This window comes from Apibacter sp. B3919 (assembly GCF_026537405.1).
Lineage (GTDB): Bacteria > Bacteroidota > Bacteroidia > Flavobacteriales > Weeksellaceae > Apibacter.
This window is the reverse complement of record NZ_JAFNMG010000006.1, coordinates 55,991-76,465: the sequence shown is the minus strand read 5'-3', so window position 1 is coordinate 76,465 and position 20,475 is coordinate 55,991. Positions and strand designations below refer to the sequence as shown.

The following is a 20,475-nucleotide window of genomic DNA, read 5'->3' as shown; positions in this document are numbered from 1 at the left end:
CAACATTAGTTTACAATTGATTAATAAGGTTTTTCTAAAATTAAAAAGTTCGATTATAAACCAAAAAGATTGAAGCATATGAATATTTAATTTTTTTAAAGATAAAAAAATGGCGTTTAAATTTTGAGAATAAAAGAACACTGTGATTTAATTAAATTTTTATTAAATGATCTTGTGAGTAAAAATATTCTAATAAATAAAAAAAGCCCTGTTATATCAGAACTAATTCATAATTATAATTTAAAAATATTAAAATTAATAGACGAATTTAAAAGTAACTAAAATAAAAGATAAAAAATAATATTTATATTTTTTATTAATCAATAAAGTATTTTTTGAAACAATTATTCAACTAAAGGGGGGGCAATGGAATTTATAAGATAGATAAACATTATGAATATTGATTTATTTATAATTTTATTAGATATTGAAATTTTATGAATTCAGATTTTTTTTGGATCAATAAAAAAGAAGTAATTTATGAAAACTTTATTCTTTATTAAATTTAAAAACAAAATAGAAATTGTAATAATATGTAAATCAGAAATATAAAAAAAACCTAAAATTCATATAAGCAAATTTTAGGTTTTAGGGTGGCCAATGGGTCTCGAACCCACGACCTTCGGAACCACAATCCGACGCTCTAACCAACTGAGCTATGGCCACCGTTTTGGGAATGCAAATATAGGAATAGATTTCATATTATCAAACAAAATTTTCAAAATCTTTCAGACCAATCCATTTTTGAGAAGTAAAGCCTTCGCCAGCATCACAGCCTATTAACCTACCCAAATTTTCTGCTCTGTATATAATACTTTTTTTAAAATTAATGGAGGTAATAGGAGTATTAGGTTCTAATGAATTCGGATCATAAAACTGTGTTTTATAGGCCATACAAGCTTCTATTTTTTTATCTAAAAAATGAGATATATCAATTATAAAATCCGGTTTTTCTTCATTCCATTGAATATAATTGAATATATGTTTAGGTCTCCAAGTATCTTGTGTAACCCCATTATAACTTGTTTGTATTTTTAATAGTCCGGAGAGAAAACAGGCATCATAAACAAGTTTAGCAGCTTTCCCATGATCTGGATGTCTATCGTTTACCGCATTAGCTAAAACAATATCCGGTTTATATTTTCTTATTATTTTAATTAATTCGATTTGATGAGTATCATCATTTTTAAAAAAACCATCTCTGAATTTTAAGTTTTCACGATAAGCAATCGAAAGTATTTTACCGGCTTCTTCGGCTTCGGCTTTTCTGGTAATCGCTGTTCCCCTTGTCCCTAATTCACCTTCCGTCAGATCTAATATTCCCACTTTTTTATTTTCAGAAATCATTTTGGCCAGAGTTCCTCCACACCCTAGTTCAACATCATCAGGATGGGCGCCTATGGCTAATATATCTAATTTCATTGGTCAAATTTTAAGTTAAAAAAACTCCAGTAAGTCATTACTGAAGTTTTAAAGTTTGGTATATAAAATTTTTTTACAGTTCAGATTTTACTTTGGACATAAGTTTTTCAATTCTTGCCTTTATATTTGTATTATCAGAAATTTGCCAGGCACTTATGGTAAATGTATTCCCTTTTGTTCTGATCATAAGACCATAATCAGGATTATTTGAAGTCCAAATTCCGGGTGAAGAAGCAGAGCCAAATTCTTGTTGAATCAAAGCTTCCACTTTCTGTACTTTTTCATTGGTAGATTGTATTTCTTCTCTATATTTATATTTTTCTTGAGAATAACCAAATATAGAAGAAAAGGTCATTGTTACTAATAAAATTAAAATTTTAGCATTCATAATATGTTGTTTTAATAAGGCAGAAACCTAAATTACTATTCTTTCCATCAATATTTATGCCAAAAAGATAAAAAAATATACCCATGGTATTACTACTATGGGTATATTTAATTTTTATAATAGTATTACTATATTACTTTTTATAATTTTTGTATTTGTTAAAGAATTTATCAACTCTACCTGCAGTATCAACCAATTTAACTTTTCCTGTATAAAAAGGGTGAGAAGAACTTGAAATCTCCATCTTAACTAAAGGATATTCTACTCCTTCATATTCAATTGTATCTTTTGTTTCTGCAGTAGATTTACATAAAAATACCTCGTCGTTGCTCATATCTTTAAAAACAACTAATCTATAGTTATCCGGATGAATGTCTTTTTTCATTTCTCTAAAAATTTGAGTTGCAAAATTACAATTTTATTTCTAAATAATCAAGAATACTTAGGAAAAAAATATGAGATTCTTCATATTAGAAAAATGTGTTAATATTTAGTTACACAAGTAGTTGTTTAATAAGATAATTATATTTGTGTGACAGATTAAAATTACTTGATTATTTAACTAATTTATTTTTTAACCCTTTGTCAATAGCATCTAGAAAATCTTCAGTATTAAGATAATCTTCTCTGGTCATTTGTTTACCTTTTACTAATAAAGCAAGGTCTTTGGTCATTTTACCTCCTTCAACAGTTTCAATACAAACCTTTTCCAGCGTTTCTGCAAAATTGACAACATCCGGAGTATGATCTAATTTACCGCGATGCATTAAGCCTCTGGTCCATGCAAAGATAGATGCTATGGGATTGGTAGAAGTTTCTTTACCTTCTTGATATAATCTATAATGTCGGGTAACAGTACCATGAGCCGCCTCTGCTTCAACGGTTTTGCCATCCGGTGTAACCAAAACAGAAGTCATCAAGCCTAAAGAACCAAAACCTTGAGCAACAGTGTCTGACTGCACGTCACCATCATAATTTTTACAAGCCCATACAAAGCCTCCGTTCCATTTCATGGCACAAGCTACCATGTCATCGATTAGACGATGTTCATAAGTAATTCCCAGTTCTTCAAATTTAGATTGATAATGATCTTCATATATTTTCTGAAAGATATCTTTAAATCTTCCGTCATAAGCTTTTAAAATGGTATTTTTAGTGGACAGATATAAAGGCCATTTTTTGGTTAATGCCATTTGAAATGAAGAATGCGCAAACCCTTCAATAGATTCATCGGTGTTATACATGGACATTGCAACTCCGTCATCTTTAAAATCAAAGACTTCCCAAGTTTGAGGCTCACCGTTTTCAGGTGTGAAAGTCATGGTTAATTTACCGGGACCTTTAGTTACCACATCCGTTGCTTTATATTGGTCTCCAAAAGCATGGCGGCCAATTACAATGGGTTGCGTCCATCCTTGCACATATCTCGGAACGTTATTCATAATAATAGGTTCTCTAAAAACTGTTCCTCCAACAATATTACGAATGGTGCCATTAGGCGATTTCCACATTTTTTTTAAGTTAAATTCTTTAACACGGGCTTCATCAGGAGTAATAGTAGCACATTTTACGGCAACATTATATTTTTTAGTTGCTTCTGCAGAGTCTATAGTAACTTGATCGTTAGTTTTATCTCTGTTTTCAATACCTAAATCAAAGTATTTCAGATCTATATCTAAATAGGGGAGAATGAGTTTGTCCTTAATGAACTTCCATATAATTCTTGTCATTTCATCTCCGTCCATTTCAACAACCGGATTAAGTACTTTTATTTTTTGCATGATAACTATTGATTTGTATCAAATATAACAATACTTACCTCAGTAAAACAAATATTTAACCTAATTTTAGTTTAATAAAATGAATAAAAACCTATATGGTATACTTAAGTTTAATAGAAGAGTTGGGTGAGGCTCTTTAAACAGTAAAGACTAAAAATGAAAAAGGTTAATAATTACCATTTATTAACCTTTTTATTTTACTTAAAAAATTGATTTTTAAACTCTTATAAATTTTCTACAAATTGTTTTCTGATTAGTTTTTTATTTAATTTTCCCACACTGGTTTTGGGGATTTCTGAAACAAATTTTATATTTTGAGGTATAGCCCATTTACTCAATATTCCGGATTCCGTATATTGTTTTAAATAATCTTTTAATTCATCATGAGTTAACGTCATATTCGGTTTTAAAACGATAAATGCACAAGGCTTTTCACTCCATTTTTCGTCCGGAATTCCAATTACGGCGGTTTCAGCCACAGATTCATGTCCGGTAATAATATTTTCTAATTGAACAGAAGAAATCCACTCACCTCCACTTTTGATAATATCTTTTATTCTATCTGTAATATTTATAGAATTATTGGAATTTATGGTAGCTACGTCTCCTGTATGTAAATATTGTTCACTCCATAATTCGTTTCCTCTTTCTTCGTCTTTAAAATAACCTTGAGTTAGCCAGGGCGCTCGAATAATGATTTCTCCTTGTTCTAAATCATTATTTTGTACATGGTCTCCTTGTTCGTTAATAATTTTTATGGTTGTAAATAGAACAGGAGTTCCGGTTCTGATTCTCATTTCAGATTGTTCATCTATATCTAAATTTTTATATTTAGGATCTATGTGAGTTAATGTTATAATTGGACAAGTTTCGGACATCCCGTATCCTGACATAATATCAATATTTTTTTCCAGGGCATTTTTTGCTAACTTTTTGGTTAAAGAAGCTCCACCAATAATAACTTTCCATCCGTTAAAATCAATATCTTTAGTTTCATTGCTCTCTAAAATCATTTGCAAAATAGTAGGTACACAATGAGAGAATGTTGGTTTTTCTTTTGTGAAAATATCAATAAATCCGGTTAAATTAAATTTTCCGGGATATATTTGCTTTAATGAAAAGGTGGTTGCAAGATAAGGAAATCCCCATGCATGAACATGAAACATCGGTGTTAACGGTAAATACACATCATTGGAATTTAAACGACATGCAATTGAACCGGAAAATCCAAAACTGGCTGCCGTATTGTAGGTATGAAGCACCAATTGTCTATGGGTAAAATATACGCCTTTAGGATTGCCCGTTGTACCTGTTGTATAAAATGTTGTGGCAACTGCATCTTCATCAAACTCTTCGAATTCATATGAATCAGAAGCTTCAGCCATCAATTGTTCGTATTCTCCGGTAATACTTAAATTTTCAGAAGTTATTATAGTATCATCATCTTTACAAATGATTAAATATTTTAAAGAGGGCATATCTCCTGCAAATTTTTCCAAAATAGGAATAAAATCTGCGTGAGCAATGATAACTAAATCTTCAGCATGATTAATAGTATAATGAATTTGTTCAGCTGACAATCTCCAATTAATCATATGAAGAACATTTCCGGTCATAGGAATAGCAAAATAAGATTCGAGATAGCGATGACTGTCATAATCCATTACGGCAATGGTTTCGCCTCCGTCTATCCCAAGATTTCTTAACATATTGGCATATCGTTGAACTCGTTTTTTGAATTCTCGATAATTATATCTGGAAATATCTTTGTAAATAATTTCATTATCAGGATTTAAAGTAGTACAATAATCATATAATCCTTTAATGAGCAGAGGAGACTTGTGAGCATTTTTTACAGAGTTAATTTTTTTAAATATCATCTTAAATTATTAAATATGCGCTAATTTACAAAATATAATATTTTATGCTAATGGTTTTTATTATAAATCATATTAATGCTGTTTTAATAGTAGAATTATAGCACAATTTCTAATTAATATAAATATTTGAGCTTATATATAGATATTGCTTGATGAATTAATAATTATAATTAATTTATTGGATTTCATATTTATTTGGTATAGGAGTAATAAAGCAGAATAACTAATTACGTTATCATTATGCTGATTTATATATTTTATAAAAGAGAGTAAAAATTTAATATTAATGTATTTAATAAAAACATACAGACAAGTATGTCTATAATGGATATTTATTTTATCTTTGTTGAATGGAATTAAAAAATAAGCCTCCCAGAGAAAGAATAGTATACGTAGCATCAAAATTATTTCATCAGCAAGGATACAATGCTACAGGAATCAATGAAATAATTGAAAAAGCCAAGGTTGCAAAAGCCAGTTTTTATCAACATTTTAAATCAAAAGAAAATTTAGCTCTGGAATATTTAGAAGTACGTCATAAAACCTGGTTTGAAGGATTAAAACATTTTACAGAAGAGAAAACAACCCCAAAAGAAAAAGTACTATCAGCTTTTGATTATTTAGAACAAATGAATGAAAAAGAAAATTTTCGTGGTTGTTGCTTTCTAAACATGCTATCAGAAATACAACCGGATAATGTTCGCATTTTAAGTGTGATACAAAAACATAAAACAGAACTACAGAATTTTTTTATTGATATAATAGGTGAGGAAAATGACGCCTTCATTATTTATATGTTTTTTGAAGCATGTATGATCGATAGTCAAGTTTATAGAACACAGAAACTTATAGAGAAAATAAAAAATAACGTCAAAAATTTAATGAAATGAATAGTAAAAAATATCTATCAAAATTTATAAGTAGAGAACGAAGTCCTCTTAAAGTTAATTTTAATTTTTCAATTTTATCGGGAATTGGAGGATGTATAGCAATTATGTGTATAGCCATATTAACAAAATCAACCTCAATTCCATTTATTATGGCACCTTTCGGCGCAACCTGTGTATTGGCATTTGGTGTACCTGAAAGTCCACTGTCTCAACCTAGGAATATTATTGGTGGCCATATTTTATCTTCAATTATGGGTTTAATTGTATCGATGGTATTAAAAAATGAATGGTATTCCCTATCACTGGGAGTAGGATTAGCTATATTTGTCATGCAAATAACGAAGACTACACATCCGCCGGCAGGAGCAGATCCGCTTATAATTATTACCGGAGATGTAAAGTGGAACTTTTTAATTAATCCGGTTTTATCGGGAGCAATCGTGTTGGTGATTATTGCATTATTATTCAACAATCTGAGCAAAAAAAGAAAATATCCTAAATTTTGGATTTAATTAATTTATATAATGATTTAGTAGTAGATAAGTTCGTAAATAATATTTAAAATTTATTTTAAGAGCTGATAAGCAAGTAAAGCGACTAAATAGGCTATGCCCGTCATAAAAAATAATTGGATGGCCGGCCATCTCCACGAATTTGTTTCTTTTCTAACAACAGCCAAGGTACTGACGCATTGCATGGCAAAAGCATAGAACAATAAAATGGAAATACCTGTCGCTAAATTAAATGTAGGCTTCATCGTATTGTGATTAATATCCTTTCTCATTAATTCTTTTAATTTAAGATTTTCACTGCCATCATCTTCCAAACTGTATATGGAAGCAATGGTTCCGACAAAAACCTCTCTGGCAGCAAATGAAGAAAGAATCCCAATATCAATTTTCCAGTCATACCCTAAAGGTTTAAAAACCGGTTCAATTACTTTTCCAAAATTTCCTAAATAAGAATTTTCTAAAGGAACATCTGCCAGATAATTTGTTTTACCATTTTCGTTTATTTTTCCAAATTTTCCTAATGCCCAAAGTATGACACTGACAGCAACGATGATTTTACCGGCATTAGCTATAAAGCTCAATGATTTTTCAAATAAACCGTAAAATACATTTCTCCAAAAAGGAACTTTATAATTCGGCATATCCAAAATAAGATAGCTTTTATAGTTAGATTTTATTAATTTGTTGGCAATGGATGCACTTATAAAAACCATTATTACTCCCAATAAGTACATAATCATCATAACAATGCCCTGTAAATTAAAAATTCCATTTCCTTTAGGAATAACTAAAGCGATGATAATGGAGTATACCGGAAGGCGAGCCGAGCAGGTTATAAATGGTGTTACCAAAATTGTAATTAATCGTTCCTTTGAATTTTCAATATTTCGTGCCGACATTATTGCAGGAATAGCACAAGCGGCACCGGATAATAAAGGAACAACACTTTTTCCGTTCAGTCCAACAGGTCGGAACCAACGATCCATCAAAAATACAACTCTAGCCATATAACCGCTTTCTTCCATAATCAACAGAAAGAAAAATAAAATTGCAATTTGAGGGACAAATACAGCAACTCCACTGATACCGGGAATTATACCTTGCGTAATGAGCTCCGATAAAGGTCCGTTCGGTAAATAGGCTTCGAGAAGTTCACTAGTATTGGCAAAAAGAGTTTCAATCCAATCTTGAGGATAGCCTGACAAAAAAAATAAGGCTTGAAAAATTAAAAATAAGATTGAAAAAAATAAAAAATATCCCCAAAAATGATGCGTTGCAATTTTATCGAATTTGTTCGTGAAAGTCTGATAGTTTGGATCTTTATAGACCACTTTTTCTACAAGATCGTCAATTTGGCGATGCCTTAAAATAGTTTCTTTAAGTTGAAGCCTTTTAGGAATCAACTTATACTTATTTATAATTTCCGATACATTTTCACGATACGCACTCGGGATGTTGTTCGTTTTTGTTTGAGCCAAGAAAAGCCAAGCGAGGTAGTCATCAATTTCAAATTTATTGGATAATTCTCTTACCGGTTTTTCAAATTCTTTAGGATATTGAAAAGTTTCGAACGATTCATTGACAAAACCATTATATATAATTTCTTTTAATTCATCAATACCTTTACCTTTTCTGGAACTAACAAGCACAACAGGAGTAGAAAAATAATCGGCTAAATTTTTGTCTCGAATTAGAATTCCTTCTTTTTCGATATTGTCAATCTGATTAATAACTAAAATAGTAGGAATTTTTAAATCTTTGATTTGTTCATACAGAAATAGACTTCTTTTCATATTATGAACATCGGCCACTACTATAATAATATCAGGATAGTAAGGATTATCAGGATTGGCAAGAATTGATAATACCACCTCTTCATCAGCAGAAGATGGACAAAGACTGTATACCCCGGGAAGGTCAATTAGCCTATAGTCAGTATCTTTATAAGTAAGCTTACCTTCTTTTTTTTCAACGGTAATACCCGGATAATTTCCGGTTTTTTGATGTAATCCGCTTAGTTGATTAAAAAGTGTTGTTTTTCCGGCATTTGGATTTCCTATGAGAGCAATAGTTTTAATACTCATTGTTTTTCTATTGCATTTCTATCAATATACAATCTGCTTCTTCCTTACGCAGCATAACCGTGCTTTTCTCCTTACCGTATTCAATAAAAAGAGGACCATTCCAAGGAGCCTGACGTTTTAATTTAACAAAAACACCGGGAACTATTCCCATTTCTAAAATCTTAGTGGGTATATCTTCTTCAGAAAATCCTATAACTTTTGCTTGTTGTGCTGGTTTTAAAAATGAAAGGGATTTATGGGTAAGCATGATTTTATAACTAAACACCTTTTTTAATATTCTCTAGCAAATATATGAATTATTTGTATTTAATCTAAATAAAATCAAAAATTATTTAATAGACTAGATACCAAAAGATTCTTAATATAAAACTACCACTAAAACTTAAGGTATATTATCAAATTAAAAATTAAAGAAATAGAAATTTATTAATTTCTTAAAAATCCTATAGTTTTGCTACACTATGACATTTATAATGATGAGAAAAGCAGTATTTATGTTCTTTATTATGACATCTATTATAATGCAAGGAGGAGGGTTTAGGGTATCACTTCAAGGAGCTAGACAAGCAGCTATGGCACACACCAGTGCTCATGCCAGAGATGCAAGCGTTGCTTTCTTCAATCCGGCAGGTATATCATTTATACCCTCAAAATTAAGCATTGCAGCGGGAACTTTCATAATAATGGGAAATGCTGATTTTCAAAATAAGCCTACTTTATATAAAACAAAAACAGATAATCCGGTAAGTACGCCTTCTCTGTTTAATATAGCCTATAAAGCCACTGATAAACTATCCGTTGCTTTTAGCTTTACTACTCCTTTCGGCAGCAGCGTCGATTGGGGACAAAATTGGGAAGGTAAAGATTTAATTACTAAAATTACTATTCGGTCGTATTTCTTTCAACCAACTGTAGCCTATCGTCTAAATGATTGGTTTAGCGTGGGTGCCGGATATATATATGCATTAGGAAGCGTTAATCTGCAAAAAGCTATATCATCAATAGGCGGAAGAATGAAACTGGTTGATAAAAATGCAACCGGTAATGGGTATAATGTAGGTATGTATATTAGACCGATTAAAGATTTGGATCTCAGTATAGCCTATCGTTCCAATATCGATATTCATGCGGTCAATGGAAAAGCCCGGTTTTACCTTCCAAAATCATTAGTTGGAAGTGAATCATTTCCTACGGAAAATGACCGATTTAATGCAAAGTTACCCCTTACCTCTGAAATCACACTGGGATTAACCTATAGGCTTTTGCCTCAATGGACGATTTCCACCGATTTGAATATTTCTGGATGGAATAAATACAAAGCTTTGACAATTGATTTCAATCAAAATAAGGTAGGCAATGATCCCAACGATCCAACGATATCCACATCGCCTAAAAATTTACATAACACTCATACATTTAGAGTGGGTTCAGAATATTCCGTATCTGATAAGTTGGATGTTCGTTTAGGATACTACTACGATCCTTCACCGATCAGTAAAGACTATTGGAGTCCGGAAATGCCAAGTACAGATAATAATGCCATAACCGGAGGTATTGGTTATAAATTCTTAAAAGATAAATTAATGCTTGATATGACAGGGATGTATTATGTTGGTAATTCAAGAAAAGTAGTAAATAAATTTTATAATTTCAAAGGAGATGTCAAGATGCATAGCTTTATGTTCGGGCTGGGATTAGCTTGGAATCCTTTTTAAAATATTAGAAATGAGTAAGAATATACTAATGCTTTGGTTAGGAATGTTTATTTTTTTCCTTTCATGCAATAATGACTTTAATGAAGATTTACATACGGTATTTAGTTCGGGAGATGCAAATTTTTCTAAATATATAGCCTTAGGAGATTCGTTTACTGCAGGTTTTAGAGATAATGCACTGTATATATCAGGACAAAAGGAATCCTTTCCGTTAATGATTGCCGAGCAAATGAAGCGTTCAGGCTGCCAAAAATTTAATATTCCTTTTATGGCAGATGAATTAGGAGGAATTCCGAGTGCGAAAGTGGATAATAAAAAAATATTGGTAGTAGCCGAGGGTTCTCTTGCTCCGGTTACCAGTAAGGGTGTAGGAACAACTACACTGGCAAATATATATTCAAAAGATGGATATCAAAATATGGGTATACCGGGAGCTAAATCATTTCATTTGCTTGCGGCGGGATATGGAAATCCGACTCATTTAGCTTCCAAAAAATCCAATCCTTATTTTGTACGATTTGCTTCTAAGCCCAATGCAACGGTGGTAGAAGATGTAATGGAACAAAATCCTACCTTTTTTTCTTTATGGATTGGAATTAATGATATTTTAAGCTATGCCACTTCCGGAGGAGATGGATCGGCTGTGATTACAGATATTTCAACTTTTCAGAATGCTTATAGTACATTGGTACAAACACTTACCTCAAATTCGGCAAAAGGAGTGGTAGCTACAATTCCGGACGTTACCGATTTTCCTTTTTTCAATAAAGTTTCGTCCTTACCTTTTAAAGCCAATCAATTTACACCGCAGCAAATAAAAAATTTAAATGCTTCCTATCAAAAGTATAATTCCGGTTTGGATCAAGCAAAAGCAAAAAATATAATTACAGAAGAAGAAGCCGCAAGTAGAAAAATTGTTTTTACGGAAGATAAAGCTAATGGAGGAGTAATTATAGATAAGAATTTAACAAATTTAGATGCGATGGGACTTCCTTCTATAAGGATGTCTACCTCAAAAGATTTATTTCTATTGTCAGTATCTTCCATTTTAAAAACGGGTGGAGGAACTTCAAAACCTATAGAGGATCAATATGTTTTGACCGATAAGGAGATTCTAACCATCAAAGATGCAACTCAAGCATTTAATGAGAGCATTGAAACTGTAGCAAAACAGTATAATCTGGCAATCACAGATACAAATTCACTAATTAAAAATTTAAAAACAAAAGAAGGTATTCTTTTCAACGGAGTAAGTTATACCAATGAATTTATAACAGGAGGATTTTTTTCATTAGATGGTATACATCCAACCGGAAGAGGGTATGCAATTATAGCTAATGAATTTATTAAAAGTATAAACTTTAAATTTAAATCGAATCTTCCTTCCGTTAATCCTAATCTATATCAAGCAGTTAAGTTTCCTTAAAGATAAAGTAAATATTTAATAAAACTGAACAAATTTTGTTCAGTTTTATTATGGTATGATTAAAAAAATCATAAATTTGCAGTACTCGTTTTCAGAAAATATTTTTAACACATATAAATGATTCAACCAGTCCATATTTTCTCGACTAGAGAAAGTGTTTCTTTAGCAGAAAAAATATCACAAAGTTATGGAATGCCCCTAGGGAAAATGAGTTTCTTTGATTTTAGTGATGGTGAATACCAACCCTGTTTAGAAGAATCGGTAAGAGGTTCCAGAGTCTTTATTATAGGGTCAACATTTCCACCGGCAGATAATTTGATGGAAATGTTGTTAATGATAGATGCAGCCAAAAGAGCATCTGCAGATAAGATAACAGCTGTAATTCCCTATTTTGGTTTAGCGCGTCAAGACAGAAAAGATAAACCTCGTGTTCCGATAGGAGCAAAATTGGTAGCCAATTTATTGACTGCTGCCGGTGCAACGCGTGTTATGACTATGGATTTACATGCTGATCAAATTCAAGGATTTTTTGAAATTCCGGTTGATCATCTATTTGCGTCTGCAATATTTATTAATTATGTAAAATCACTAAATCTAGACAACTTAACCATTGCATCTCCGGATATGGGAGGAGCAAAAAGAGCAAGAACCTATGCGGGATATTTAGATGCTGATGTGGTTATTTGTTATAAGGAAAGAAAAAAAGCCAATAATGTCGATTTTATGACTTTAATCGGTGATGTTAGAGGAAGGAATGTGATTTTAGTAGATGATATGATTGATACTGCAGGGACTTTAACTAAAGCGGCTGATATATTAATGGATGCAGGAGCAACCAGTGTACGAGCCATGGCAACACATGCTATTTTTTCAGGTGCTGCTTATGACAGGATCAACGATTCTAAATTGGAGGAAGTGATTGTAACTGATTCAATTCCTTTAAAAAATACTTTGGTAAGTAAAATAAAAGTGTTATCTTGCGCCCCTTTGTTTGGAGAAGTGATGAACTTGGTACATAACAGAGAATCAATAAGTAAAAAATTTATAATGTAAATATTATATGAAATCAATTACAATTCAAGGAGAAAAAAGAGAAAGCGTAGGTAAAAATTCTTCAAAAGCCTTACGTAATGCTGAAAAAGTTCCTTGTGTTGTTTATGGAGAAAAAAATGTAATCCATTTTTCTACTAAAGAAAGAAGCTTTACTGATTTAGTTTATACTCCTGAAGCACACACAGTTACTTTGGAAATAGATGGAGAAAAAATAGATGCTATTTTGCAAGATTTACAATTTCATCCGGTAACAGATAAGATAATCCATGCTGATTTTTATCAAATAAATCCGGAAAAATATGTTACTATGGAAGTACCTGTGGTAATAACCGGTAGAGCAAAAGGAGTTGTTAGAGGAGGTGTATTACGTGTTAACTTAAGAAAACTTAGAGTTAAAGCTCTTCCAGCAAATTTACCGGATGAGATTGTTATAGATGTAACTTCTCTAGATGTTGGTAATAAATTTGAAGTATCTAAAGTTGAATTAAAAGATTACCAAATATTGCATCCGGCTAATACTGTAATTGCAGCTGTGAAAACATCTAGAAATGTTAAGGCTGCTTCTGCAGATGACGAATCAGAAAACTAATACTCATAAAGTTTTCGAAATTAATTTAGAATCTATAGTATTCTATATAAATCAAAATAAAAGCTGTTCAAAACGAACAGCTTTTTTATTTTTTATATAATATAACTAATTTGTTATAATTAAAAAGTTTATCACTTTTTTAATTTTAAATTATTGTTTTTTCTTTATTCCTTGTGAGCATAATTATTGAAATGATTCCCATTATAATCATTAACACCATTTGTAAACTGTGAGCAAGTATTGCATAAGAATAGCCAATTTCTTTACCTTCATCTAGAGATTTTCCGGATTGTAAATATAAAGCCGAAAACCCGATCATCATTGCAAGGTGAAAAGCACCTATGCCTCCCGAGGCAGGTACTAACATGCCTAAAGTTCCTACAGCTAAAATATAAAAGCCTGTTTGGACAGGTAGAGAAGAAGTTTCTGGCAAGGCAAATACTACAAGATAAGAAGCAAAAAAATAACATATCCATATTCCGAAGGACAATAAAATAAACTTCACTCTTTGTTTTAATTTAAAAACTGAAACTAATCCGTCAATAATTCCTTTTATGAAAAATACTATTTTTTTAATAATTGATAATTGAAGCAATTTTTTTCTGAATATGTACATTAGAATACAGCATAATAAAATTACGACAAGTATAGAAATATAAAGTGTGTAATTTTTTTCATCAGGATTATTCGTTTTATTCTTACTTAGTAATTCAAAAAAAGACAGTAATGTTGAATAATTAAAAACTAAAGCTAAAAGAATAAAAAATAACATAAAAAATAAGTCGATAATTCTTTCAGTAACGATAGTCCCAAATGAATTGGTAAAAGGTACTTTTTCTACGGTTTGTAAAGCAGTTGCTCTTCCTATTTCTCCCATTCTTGGAATTCCTAAGTTTAAAAAATACCCAAATGAAAGAGCCCATAAAGCATTCGAATTTTTAATTTTATAGCCCATGGGTTCTAAAAGTAAATTCCATCGGACAGCTCTGATCCAATAAGCTCCTAAACCGAAGATAGCAGCCATGCTTATCCAAAAATAGTTTGCTTTTTTTGCAGTTGATATGGTTTTTTCTATAAAATCACCACCTAAGCTTTTAGAAACTAAAAACATTAGTCCACCGGCAATTATAACAGATATACAAACTGTAAGAATATTTTTTAATTTTTTATTCATGTATTCAATGTATTATTCAGACCAAAATAATAATTAATCGTATAATCTCCAAAATCAAAAAACTTAAAAATAGTAAAAATATAAATAGTTGAAAAATTGTAATAAATAAACATAAATATAATAAATTTATGTTTAATATATTATAATTTAAATAAATAGTTAAGATTATAAGATATAATATTATTTAAATAAAGATAAAGTATTTATAATTTATAAATAAATAATGTAATAGTTTTTTAATGGTCTGTAATGATATAATTTATTTTACGCTTTATCTTATTTGAATGTTATCAATCAAACGGATTTCTCCGGCATGGACTGCTATAAAAGCCCTGTAGTGTTTAGAGGGGTCAAAAGACTGAGCCGTTTGTAGTGATTCTTCTTCAGTTATAGTAAAATATTCCAATTTTAAATCTGAATTGAGATACAATTTTTCAATTTTGCAAATCACATTTTCAGGAGCATAATGGGATGATAATTCTTTAGCTTTAAGTAATGATTGATATATAAATAATGATTTTTTCTTAAATTCCTCAGTAAGCCTCATATTACGCGAACTCATAGCTAAACCGTTGGATTCACGTATGATTGGCATTCCTAAAATCTCGACAGGCAATTGTAAAGTTTTGACCATTTGGCGGATAATTTGTAACTGTTGAAAATCCTTTTCACCAAAATAGGCTCTGGTAGGCTGAACTTGTAATAACAAACGCTTTACAACCGTTGCCATACCTTGGAAATGACCCGGGCGAAAAGCTCCTTCCATAACAACATCCAATCCGTTCATATCTATTGACTCACATTCCAACCCATTTGGGTATAAATCTTCAACGCTTGGTAAGTATAATGCATCGCAACCGACACTTTCCAATTTTGCAATGTCTGCTTCTTCCGTGCGAGGGTATTTAATCAAATCCGCTTGATTATTAAATTGCGTAGGATTTACAAAAATGCTGCCTATAGTATATTGATTATCTTCAATAGCTTTTTTAAAAAGAGAAAGGTGGCCTTCGTGAAGTGCACCCATAGTAGGAACAAATCCTAAAGTTAATTTTTTAGCGTGGATATATTGAATGAAATCAAATAATTCATTTCTGGTTTTTAATAATAACATACTTAAGATTTAAATGACGAATGTCATGGTTTAAAATGCAAACTTACTACAGTTTGATTAATTTTTTGTAACTTTGTTAAATTATAATCAGCCTTCAATTTATAATGAGTTCAAAAAGAATACTTCACGTTACTTCAGAATTAGTACCATACTTTGACGAAAATCCGATTTCATCAGGAGTTTACAATTTAGCCAAACAAATGTTTGCACAAGGAAATGATGTTAGAATCTTTATGCCTAGATTCGGGCAAATAAATGAAAGAAGATTTCAGCTTCACGAGGTAATCAGGCTATCAGGTATGAATTTGATTATAAATGACCTAGATCAGCCATTGGTTATTAAAGTAGCTTCACTTCCGGGAGAAAGGATGCAAGTTTATTTCATTGAAAATCATGAATATTTCAAAAGAAAATCTCCCTATAAAGATGAAGCAAATGAATGGTTTGAAGATAATGATGAAAGGGCTGTTTTCTTTACCAAAGGGGTTTTAGAAACAATAAAAAAATTAAATTGGATACCCGATATCATTCATTTACATGGATGGATGGCCAGCTTTTTACCAATTTATTTGAAAACTAATTATGCTAATGATGCATTCTTCAGTGATATAAAAGTGATCACATCGGTTTATAACCAAGGAAGTAACGGGATTTTCAGTAATAATCTTAAAGATATTTTGGAATTTGATAATATAGATACAAGTAAATTAAATTACTTAACTGATAACAAATACGTAAGTATTATCAAAGAAGCCATGAAAGGATCCGACACTATTGTAAAAGGCGAAGAAGTTTTAATTGACGAATTGGAAGACATGTTTAAACAATCAAGCAATCCTAAATTTGATTTTATTCAAAATGAAGATGTCAAAGAAATTTATCACGTCACCAGCGAAATAAAGATCCAAGAGTAAAACAACTATGAAAATATTTAAGTCTCAAGTAAAGTTATTAGCTCTAACTTTACTTCCAACCTTTTTTTTATTAAGTTGTGAAAATGATACAACAGATATTGGAGCTAATCTAATACCTGATAAATTAGAAGGAAATAAAACATTTGTTGATCTGGTTGCGTATAATATTTCAAACAACGATACTATTCGAGCAGATTATAACACTCTAGGAAGTGGTTTGATAGGTATTTATGAAGATAATACTTTTGGGAAATCAAAAGCCTCTTTTAATATTCAAGTAAGACTAAGTACAGCCGATGAAATCAAAGGTACTATCCAGCAAGTCGATTCTGTTGTGTTAAGCCTCAATCCGGCGTTCAATTCCTCTTCTTACAAAGAAAAGAAAATCATTTTAAATCCCGGAAGTACCAGTGGTGTCGATACTATAAAATACGTTAAAAAATATACATTAGCTTCCTATTTAGGTAAAGCAGGTAATTCCATGGAAGTTAATGTAAATAGGATTAATACATTTTTGGAATCAACCTCTTCTAAGTTTTATTCCAATAAAACAGTTGATGTTGGCGATAAATTAGGAAATGCACTGTTAGGTGATTCATTGACCAGTATATCGGTAAAAACAAGTGATGGAAAAGTTATTTCAGAACCTACTGCTGCCGGATATAGAATAAAATTAGATCCCGATTATTTCTACCAATATTTTTTCAGTAAAAAAGGAAGTGCAGATATTAGTGATAATTCACGATTTATTCAGTATTTTAAAGGAATTAAAATACAACCGGTCGATGAAAATTCAAAATTCATGTTCAATTTCCCGGTAAGCAAAATGACCTTAATTGCTTATTATAGATATAAAGATCAATCATCAGATAATTTTACACCTGCAACTTATTCATTTACCATGAATTCGGCCTATAATTCAATGGTAGGAGAATATAACTTTTATAATCGTAATACTGCCAGTTCCCAATTTAAGCAGCAAATGCAGAATCCGAATAAGCAGTTAGGTGAATCCATTTTATTTTTACAAGGTATGGGAGGGCCTTCCATTCATCTTAAATTAGATGATTCACAATTAGAAGCTATAAAAGATTCGGTTCAAAATCACAATTGGGCTATTACGGGAGCAAAATTGAAATTTTACCTTACAGAAAACGTACAGTCAAAACCTGATTATATATACGGATATAATTATACACAAAAGAAGTTTTTGCCTGATTTAACTTTTTATTCCGGTTTAGCGGGTTATTTTTTTAATCCAAAGTACGATTTTGAAACTAATCCCCAATATTATACACTGAACGTTACCAAACAAATCAAAGATATTGTAGAAAAAAATAAACCTAATGATGAAATACTTGTAGAAATGGGTAATTTTATAACCCGTTCTAACAACAGTAATGAATATTTAGGATATTCAAAGACGACAAGAGCTTATGAACCTTTCCGATTAACTTTTTATGGTAATAAAAATTCAGGAGATAAAAAGTTAAGATTAGAAATACTTTATACTAAAAATTAAATATATATTTAATATAGAAAAATATAAAAACATTAAATTATGTGTGGAATAACTGGATATATTGGAAATAAAAAAGCCTTACCCATCATATTAAACGGTTTAAAAAGGTTAGAATATAGAGGTTATGATAGTGCGGGCATAGTTTTAAATGAAAACGGAGCCTTTGAATTAAGAAAAACAAAAGGTTCAGTATCCGATTTAATAGCTAAATGTAAAGATTTAAACTCAGAAGCAACCGTAGGAATAGGCCATACAAGATGGGCCACCCATGGAGTTCCCAGTGATATAAATGCACACCCTCATATATCAAATAACGGAAAATTAGCAATTATTCACAACGGTATTATTGAGAATTATGGAACTTTAAAAATAATGCTTACCTCTAAAGGATATACATTTAAAAGTGAAACCGATACAGAAGTATTAGTGAACTTGATACAGTATATGCAAGAGACACAAAACGTAGATTTATCAACAGCTGTCAGATATGCTTTAAATGAAGTTGTAGGTGCTTATTCCATAGCAGTTATGGAAGTAGATCAACCGCAAGAAATCGTAGTAGCAAGATTAAGTAGTCCTTTAGCAATAGGAATAGGTGAAAATGAATATTTCATAGCTTCAGATGCCTCTCCTTTCATTGAGTTTACCAATGAGGTTGTTTATCTTGAAGACGGAGAAATGGCGACCATAACTCTAAAAGGAGTAGATGTATATAAAATAAAAGATAATTCTAAAGTAAATCCCCAAATTCATGAACTAAAAACAAGTTTAGAGAAGATTGAAAAAGGAGGTTATGAACATTTCATGCTAAAAGAAATCCACGAACAACCCCGATCTATTATGGATACCATGCGTGGAAGGCTATTAGTAGATGAAGACATAATTCAAATGGCGGGAATATGGGATTATCAAGAAAAATTTTTAAATGCAGAAAGAATAATAATTATTTCATGTGGAACTTCTTGGCATGCCGGTTTGGTTGGAGAATATCTTATTGAAGATTTAGCCAGAATACCGGTTGAAGTAGAATATGCCTCTGAGTTTAGATACAGAAATCCGATAATAACAGATAAAGATATCGTTATTGCAATATCTCAATCAGGAGAAACAGCAGATTCAATTGCTGCATTAAAATTAGCAAAAGAAAAAGGGGCATTCATCTACGGTATTTGTAATGTTATCGACTCTTCAATAGCACGTTTAACTGATGCCGGTTCTTATACTCATGCAGGTCCTGAAATTGGTGTTGCTTCCACCAAAGCATTTACTGCTCAACTTGCCCTATTGGCAATGATAGCACTTAAATTAGCTAAGCACAAAGGTACCATAAGTAAAGAGCGATTCAACAGTCTAATCATAGAGTTGGAAACTATACCGGAAAGGGTAGCAGAAGTAATCAAAAATACAGAAAATCAAATTAAAAAGATTGCAGAGCAATACGTTGGAGCAGGAAACTTCTTATATTTAGGTAGAGGTTATAATTATCCTATCGCCTTAGAAGGTGCTTTAAAATTAAAAGAAATATCCTATATCCATGCAGAAGGATATCCGGCAGCAGAAATGAAACACGGGCCCATAGCTTTAATTGATGAAAATATGCCGGTTGTTGTCATTGCACCTAAAAAAGGATATTATGAAAAGATTGTAAGTAATATACAGGAAATTAATTCAAGAAAAGGAAAAGTAATTGCAATTGTTACCCAAGGCGATACCGTAGTTAAAGATATGGTAACCGAATCCATTGAAATTCCTGATGTTTCAGAATGCTTTACACCGCTATTATCCGTTATACCTTTACAATTGTTAGCGTATTACATAGCTGTATTGCGAGGGGTTAATGTAGATCAGCCTAGAAATTTAGCAAAATCTGTTACCGTTGAATAAACACTAGATCATGAATTATTAAATATATAAAAGACTTGATTACCAAGTCTTTTTTTATTAGAAAAAAGAATGGATTATCAATATATATTCAACAAAAATCATAAAAATTCAGTAACTTTAAAATTAA

18 protein-coding genes and 1 tRNA gene are annotated in these 20,475 nt (G+C 31.1%); 9 read left to right on the top strand and 10 right to left on the bottom strand.

Annotated features, from left to right (window positions below; all coding sequences use genetic code 11):
* Positions 1-592: 592 nt before the first annotated feature.
* The 6 genes from J3U20_RS09590 to J3U20_RS09565 all read right to left on the bottom strand — a co-directional run bounded on the left by J3U20_RS09590 (position 593) and on the right by J3U20_RS09565 (position 5,471).
* A tRNA-His gene (locus J3U20_RS09590) sits at positions 593-666 on the bottom strand.
* A 39-nt stretch (positions 667-705) separates the two neighbouring features.
* A complete protein-coding gene (gene bshB1, locus J3U20_RS09585) occupies positions 706-1,422 on the bottom strand; it encodes a bacillithiol biosynthesis deacetylase BshB1 (RefSeq protein WP_160543035.1) in 717 nt (238 codons plus the stop codon).
* A 73-nt stretch (positions 1,423-1,495) separates the two neighbouring features.
* Positions 1,496-1,810, bottom strand: coding sequence for a hypothetical protein (locus J3U20_RS09580; protein WP_160543036.1), 315 nt, complete (start codon positions 1,808-1,810; stop codon positions 1,496-1,498).
* A gap of 133 nt (positions 1,811-1,943) precedes the next feature.
* Entirely contained in the window at positions 1,944-2,195 is a 252-nt protein-coding gene (locus tag J3U20_RS09575) for a type B 50S ribosomal protein L31 (protein ID WP_105296935.1), read from the bottom strand.
* Between the two features lie 169 nt (positions 2,196-2,364).
* Complete coding sequence (locus tag J3U20_RS09570; protein ID WP_160543037.1) at positions 2,365-3,591, bottom strand: isocitrate dehydrogenase (NADP(+)); 1,227 nt, start codon at positions 3,589-3,591, stop codon at positions 2,365-2,367.
* Between the two features lie 224 nt (positions 3,592-3,815).
* Positions 3,816-5,471: a fatty acid--CoA ligase gene (locus J3U20_RS09565; RefSeq protein WP_160543038.1), complete on the bottom strand. Its 1,656-nt coding sequence runs from the start codon at positions 5,469-5,471 to the stop codon at positions 3,816-3,818.
* A gap of 350 nt (positions 5,472-5,821) precedes the next feature.
* Between J3U20_RS09565 and J3U20_RS09560 the strand changes: the two genes are divergently transcribed.
* Positions 5,822-6,361 (top strand): TetR/AcrR family transcriptional regulator, encoded by a 540-nt coding sequence (locus J3U20_RS09560; protein WP_160543039.1) that lies wholly within the window; start codon positions 5,822-5,824, stop codon positions 6,359-6,361.
* Positions 6,358-6,873 (top strand): HPP family protein, encoded by a 516-nt coding sequence (locus J3U20_RS09555; RefSeq protein ID WP_160543040.1) that lies wholly within the window; start codon positions 6,358-6,360, stop codon positions 6,871-6,873. The genes J3U20_RS09560 and J3U20_RS09555 overlap by 4 nt, the downstream gene beginning before the upstream one ends.
* 53 nt (positions 6,874-6,926) lie before the next feature.
* Here the strand turns inward: J3U20_RS09555 and feoB are convergent, their stop codons facing one another.
* A complete protein-coding gene (feoB, locus tag J3U20_RS09550) occupies positions 6,927-8,957 on the bottom strand; it encodes a ferrous iron transport protein B (RefSeq protein ID WP_160543041.1) in 2,031 nt (676 codons plus the stop codon).
* A gap of 7 nt (positions 8,958-8,964) precedes the next feature.
* Entirely contained in the window at positions 8,965-9,204 is a 240-nt protein-coding gene (locus J3U20_RS09545) for a FeoA family protein (RefSeq protein WP_105296941.1), read from the bottom strand.
* Positions 9,205-9,433: 229 nt separating this feature from the next.
* Here J3U20_RS09545 and J3U20_RS09540 point away from each other — a divergent pair, with 229 nt between their 5' ends.
* The 4 genes from J3U20_RS09540 to J3U20_RS09525 all read left to right on the top strand — a co-directional run bounded on the left by J3U20_RS09540 (position 9,434) and on the right by J3U20_RS09525 (position 13,740).
* Positions 9,434-10,672 (top strand): OmpP1/FadL family transporter, encoded by a 1,239-nt coding sequence (locus tag J3U20_RS09540; RefSeq protein ID WP_160543042.1) that lies wholly within the window; start codon positions 9,434-9,436, stop codon positions 10,670-10,672.
* Between the two features lie 10 nt (positions 10,673-10,682).
* Complete coding sequence (locus J3U20_RS09535) at positions 10,683-12,098, top strand: SGNH/GDSL hydrolase family protein (protein ID WP_160543043.1); 1,416 nt, start codon at positions 10,683-10,685, stop codon at positions 12,096-12,098.
* Positions 12,099-12,215: 117 nt separating this feature from the next.
* On the top strand, positions 12,216-13,151 hold the full coding sequence (locus J3U20_RS09530; RefSeq protein ID WP_105296944.1) for a ribose-phosphate pyrophosphokinase: 936 nt from the start codon (positions 12,216-12,218) through the stop codon (positions 13,149-13,151).
* A 7-nt stretch (positions 13,152-13,158) separates the two neighbouring features.
* The gene (locus J3U20_RS09525) at positions 13,159-13,740 is read left to right on the top strand and encodes a 50S ribosomal protein L25/general stress protein Ctc (protein ID WP_105296945.1); all 582 of its coding nucleotides are present in this window, start codon (positions 13,159-13,161) and stop codon (positions 13,738-13,740) included.
* A 145-nt stretch (positions 13,741-13,885) separates the two neighbouring features.
* Here J3U20_RS09525 and J3U20_RS09520 read toward each other — a convergent pair whose 3' ends face one another.
* Positions 13,886-14,914, bottom strand: coding sequence for a lysylphosphatidylglycerol synthase transmembrane domain-containing protein (locus J3U20_RS09520; RefSeq protein ID WP_160543044.1), 1,029 nt, complete (start codon positions 14,912-14,914; stop codon positions 13,886-13,888).
* 271 nt (positions 14,915-15,185) lie between these two features.
* The gene (panC, locus tag J3U20_RS09515; protein WP_160543045.1) at positions 15,186-16,028 is read right to left on the bottom strand and encodes a pantoate--beta-alanine ligase; all 843 of its coding nucleotides are present in this window, start codon (positions 16,026-16,028) and stop codon (positions 15,186-15,188) included.
* Positions 16,029-16,132: 104 nt separating this feature from the next.
* On the opposite strand from panC, the gene J3U20_RS09510 reads away from it, so the two are divergent.
* From J3U20_RS09510 to glmS, 3 genes are read left to right on the top strand one after another with little or no spacing between them, the layout of a single operon-like run.
* Complete coding sequence (locus J3U20_RS09510) at positions 16,133-16,942, top strand: glycogen/starch synthase (RefSeq protein ID WP_160543046.1); 810 nt, start codon at positions 16,133-16,135, stop codon at positions 16,940-16,942.
* Positions 16,943-16,949: 7 nt separating this feature from the next.
* On the top strand, positions 16,950-18,464 hold the full coding sequence (locus tag J3U20_RS09505; protein WP_160543047.1) for a DUF4270 family protein: 1,515 nt from the start codon (positions 16,950-16,952) through the stop codon (positions 18,462-18,464).
* 39 nt (positions 18,465-18,503) lie between these two features.
* Complete coding sequence (glmS, locus tag J3U20_RS09500; protein ID WP_160543048.1) at positions 18,504-20,348, top strand: glutamine--fructose-6-phosphate transaminase (isomerizing); 1,845 nt, start codon at positions 18,504-18,506, stop codon at positions 20,346-20,348.
* Positions 20,349-20,475: the final 127 nt, after the last annotated feature.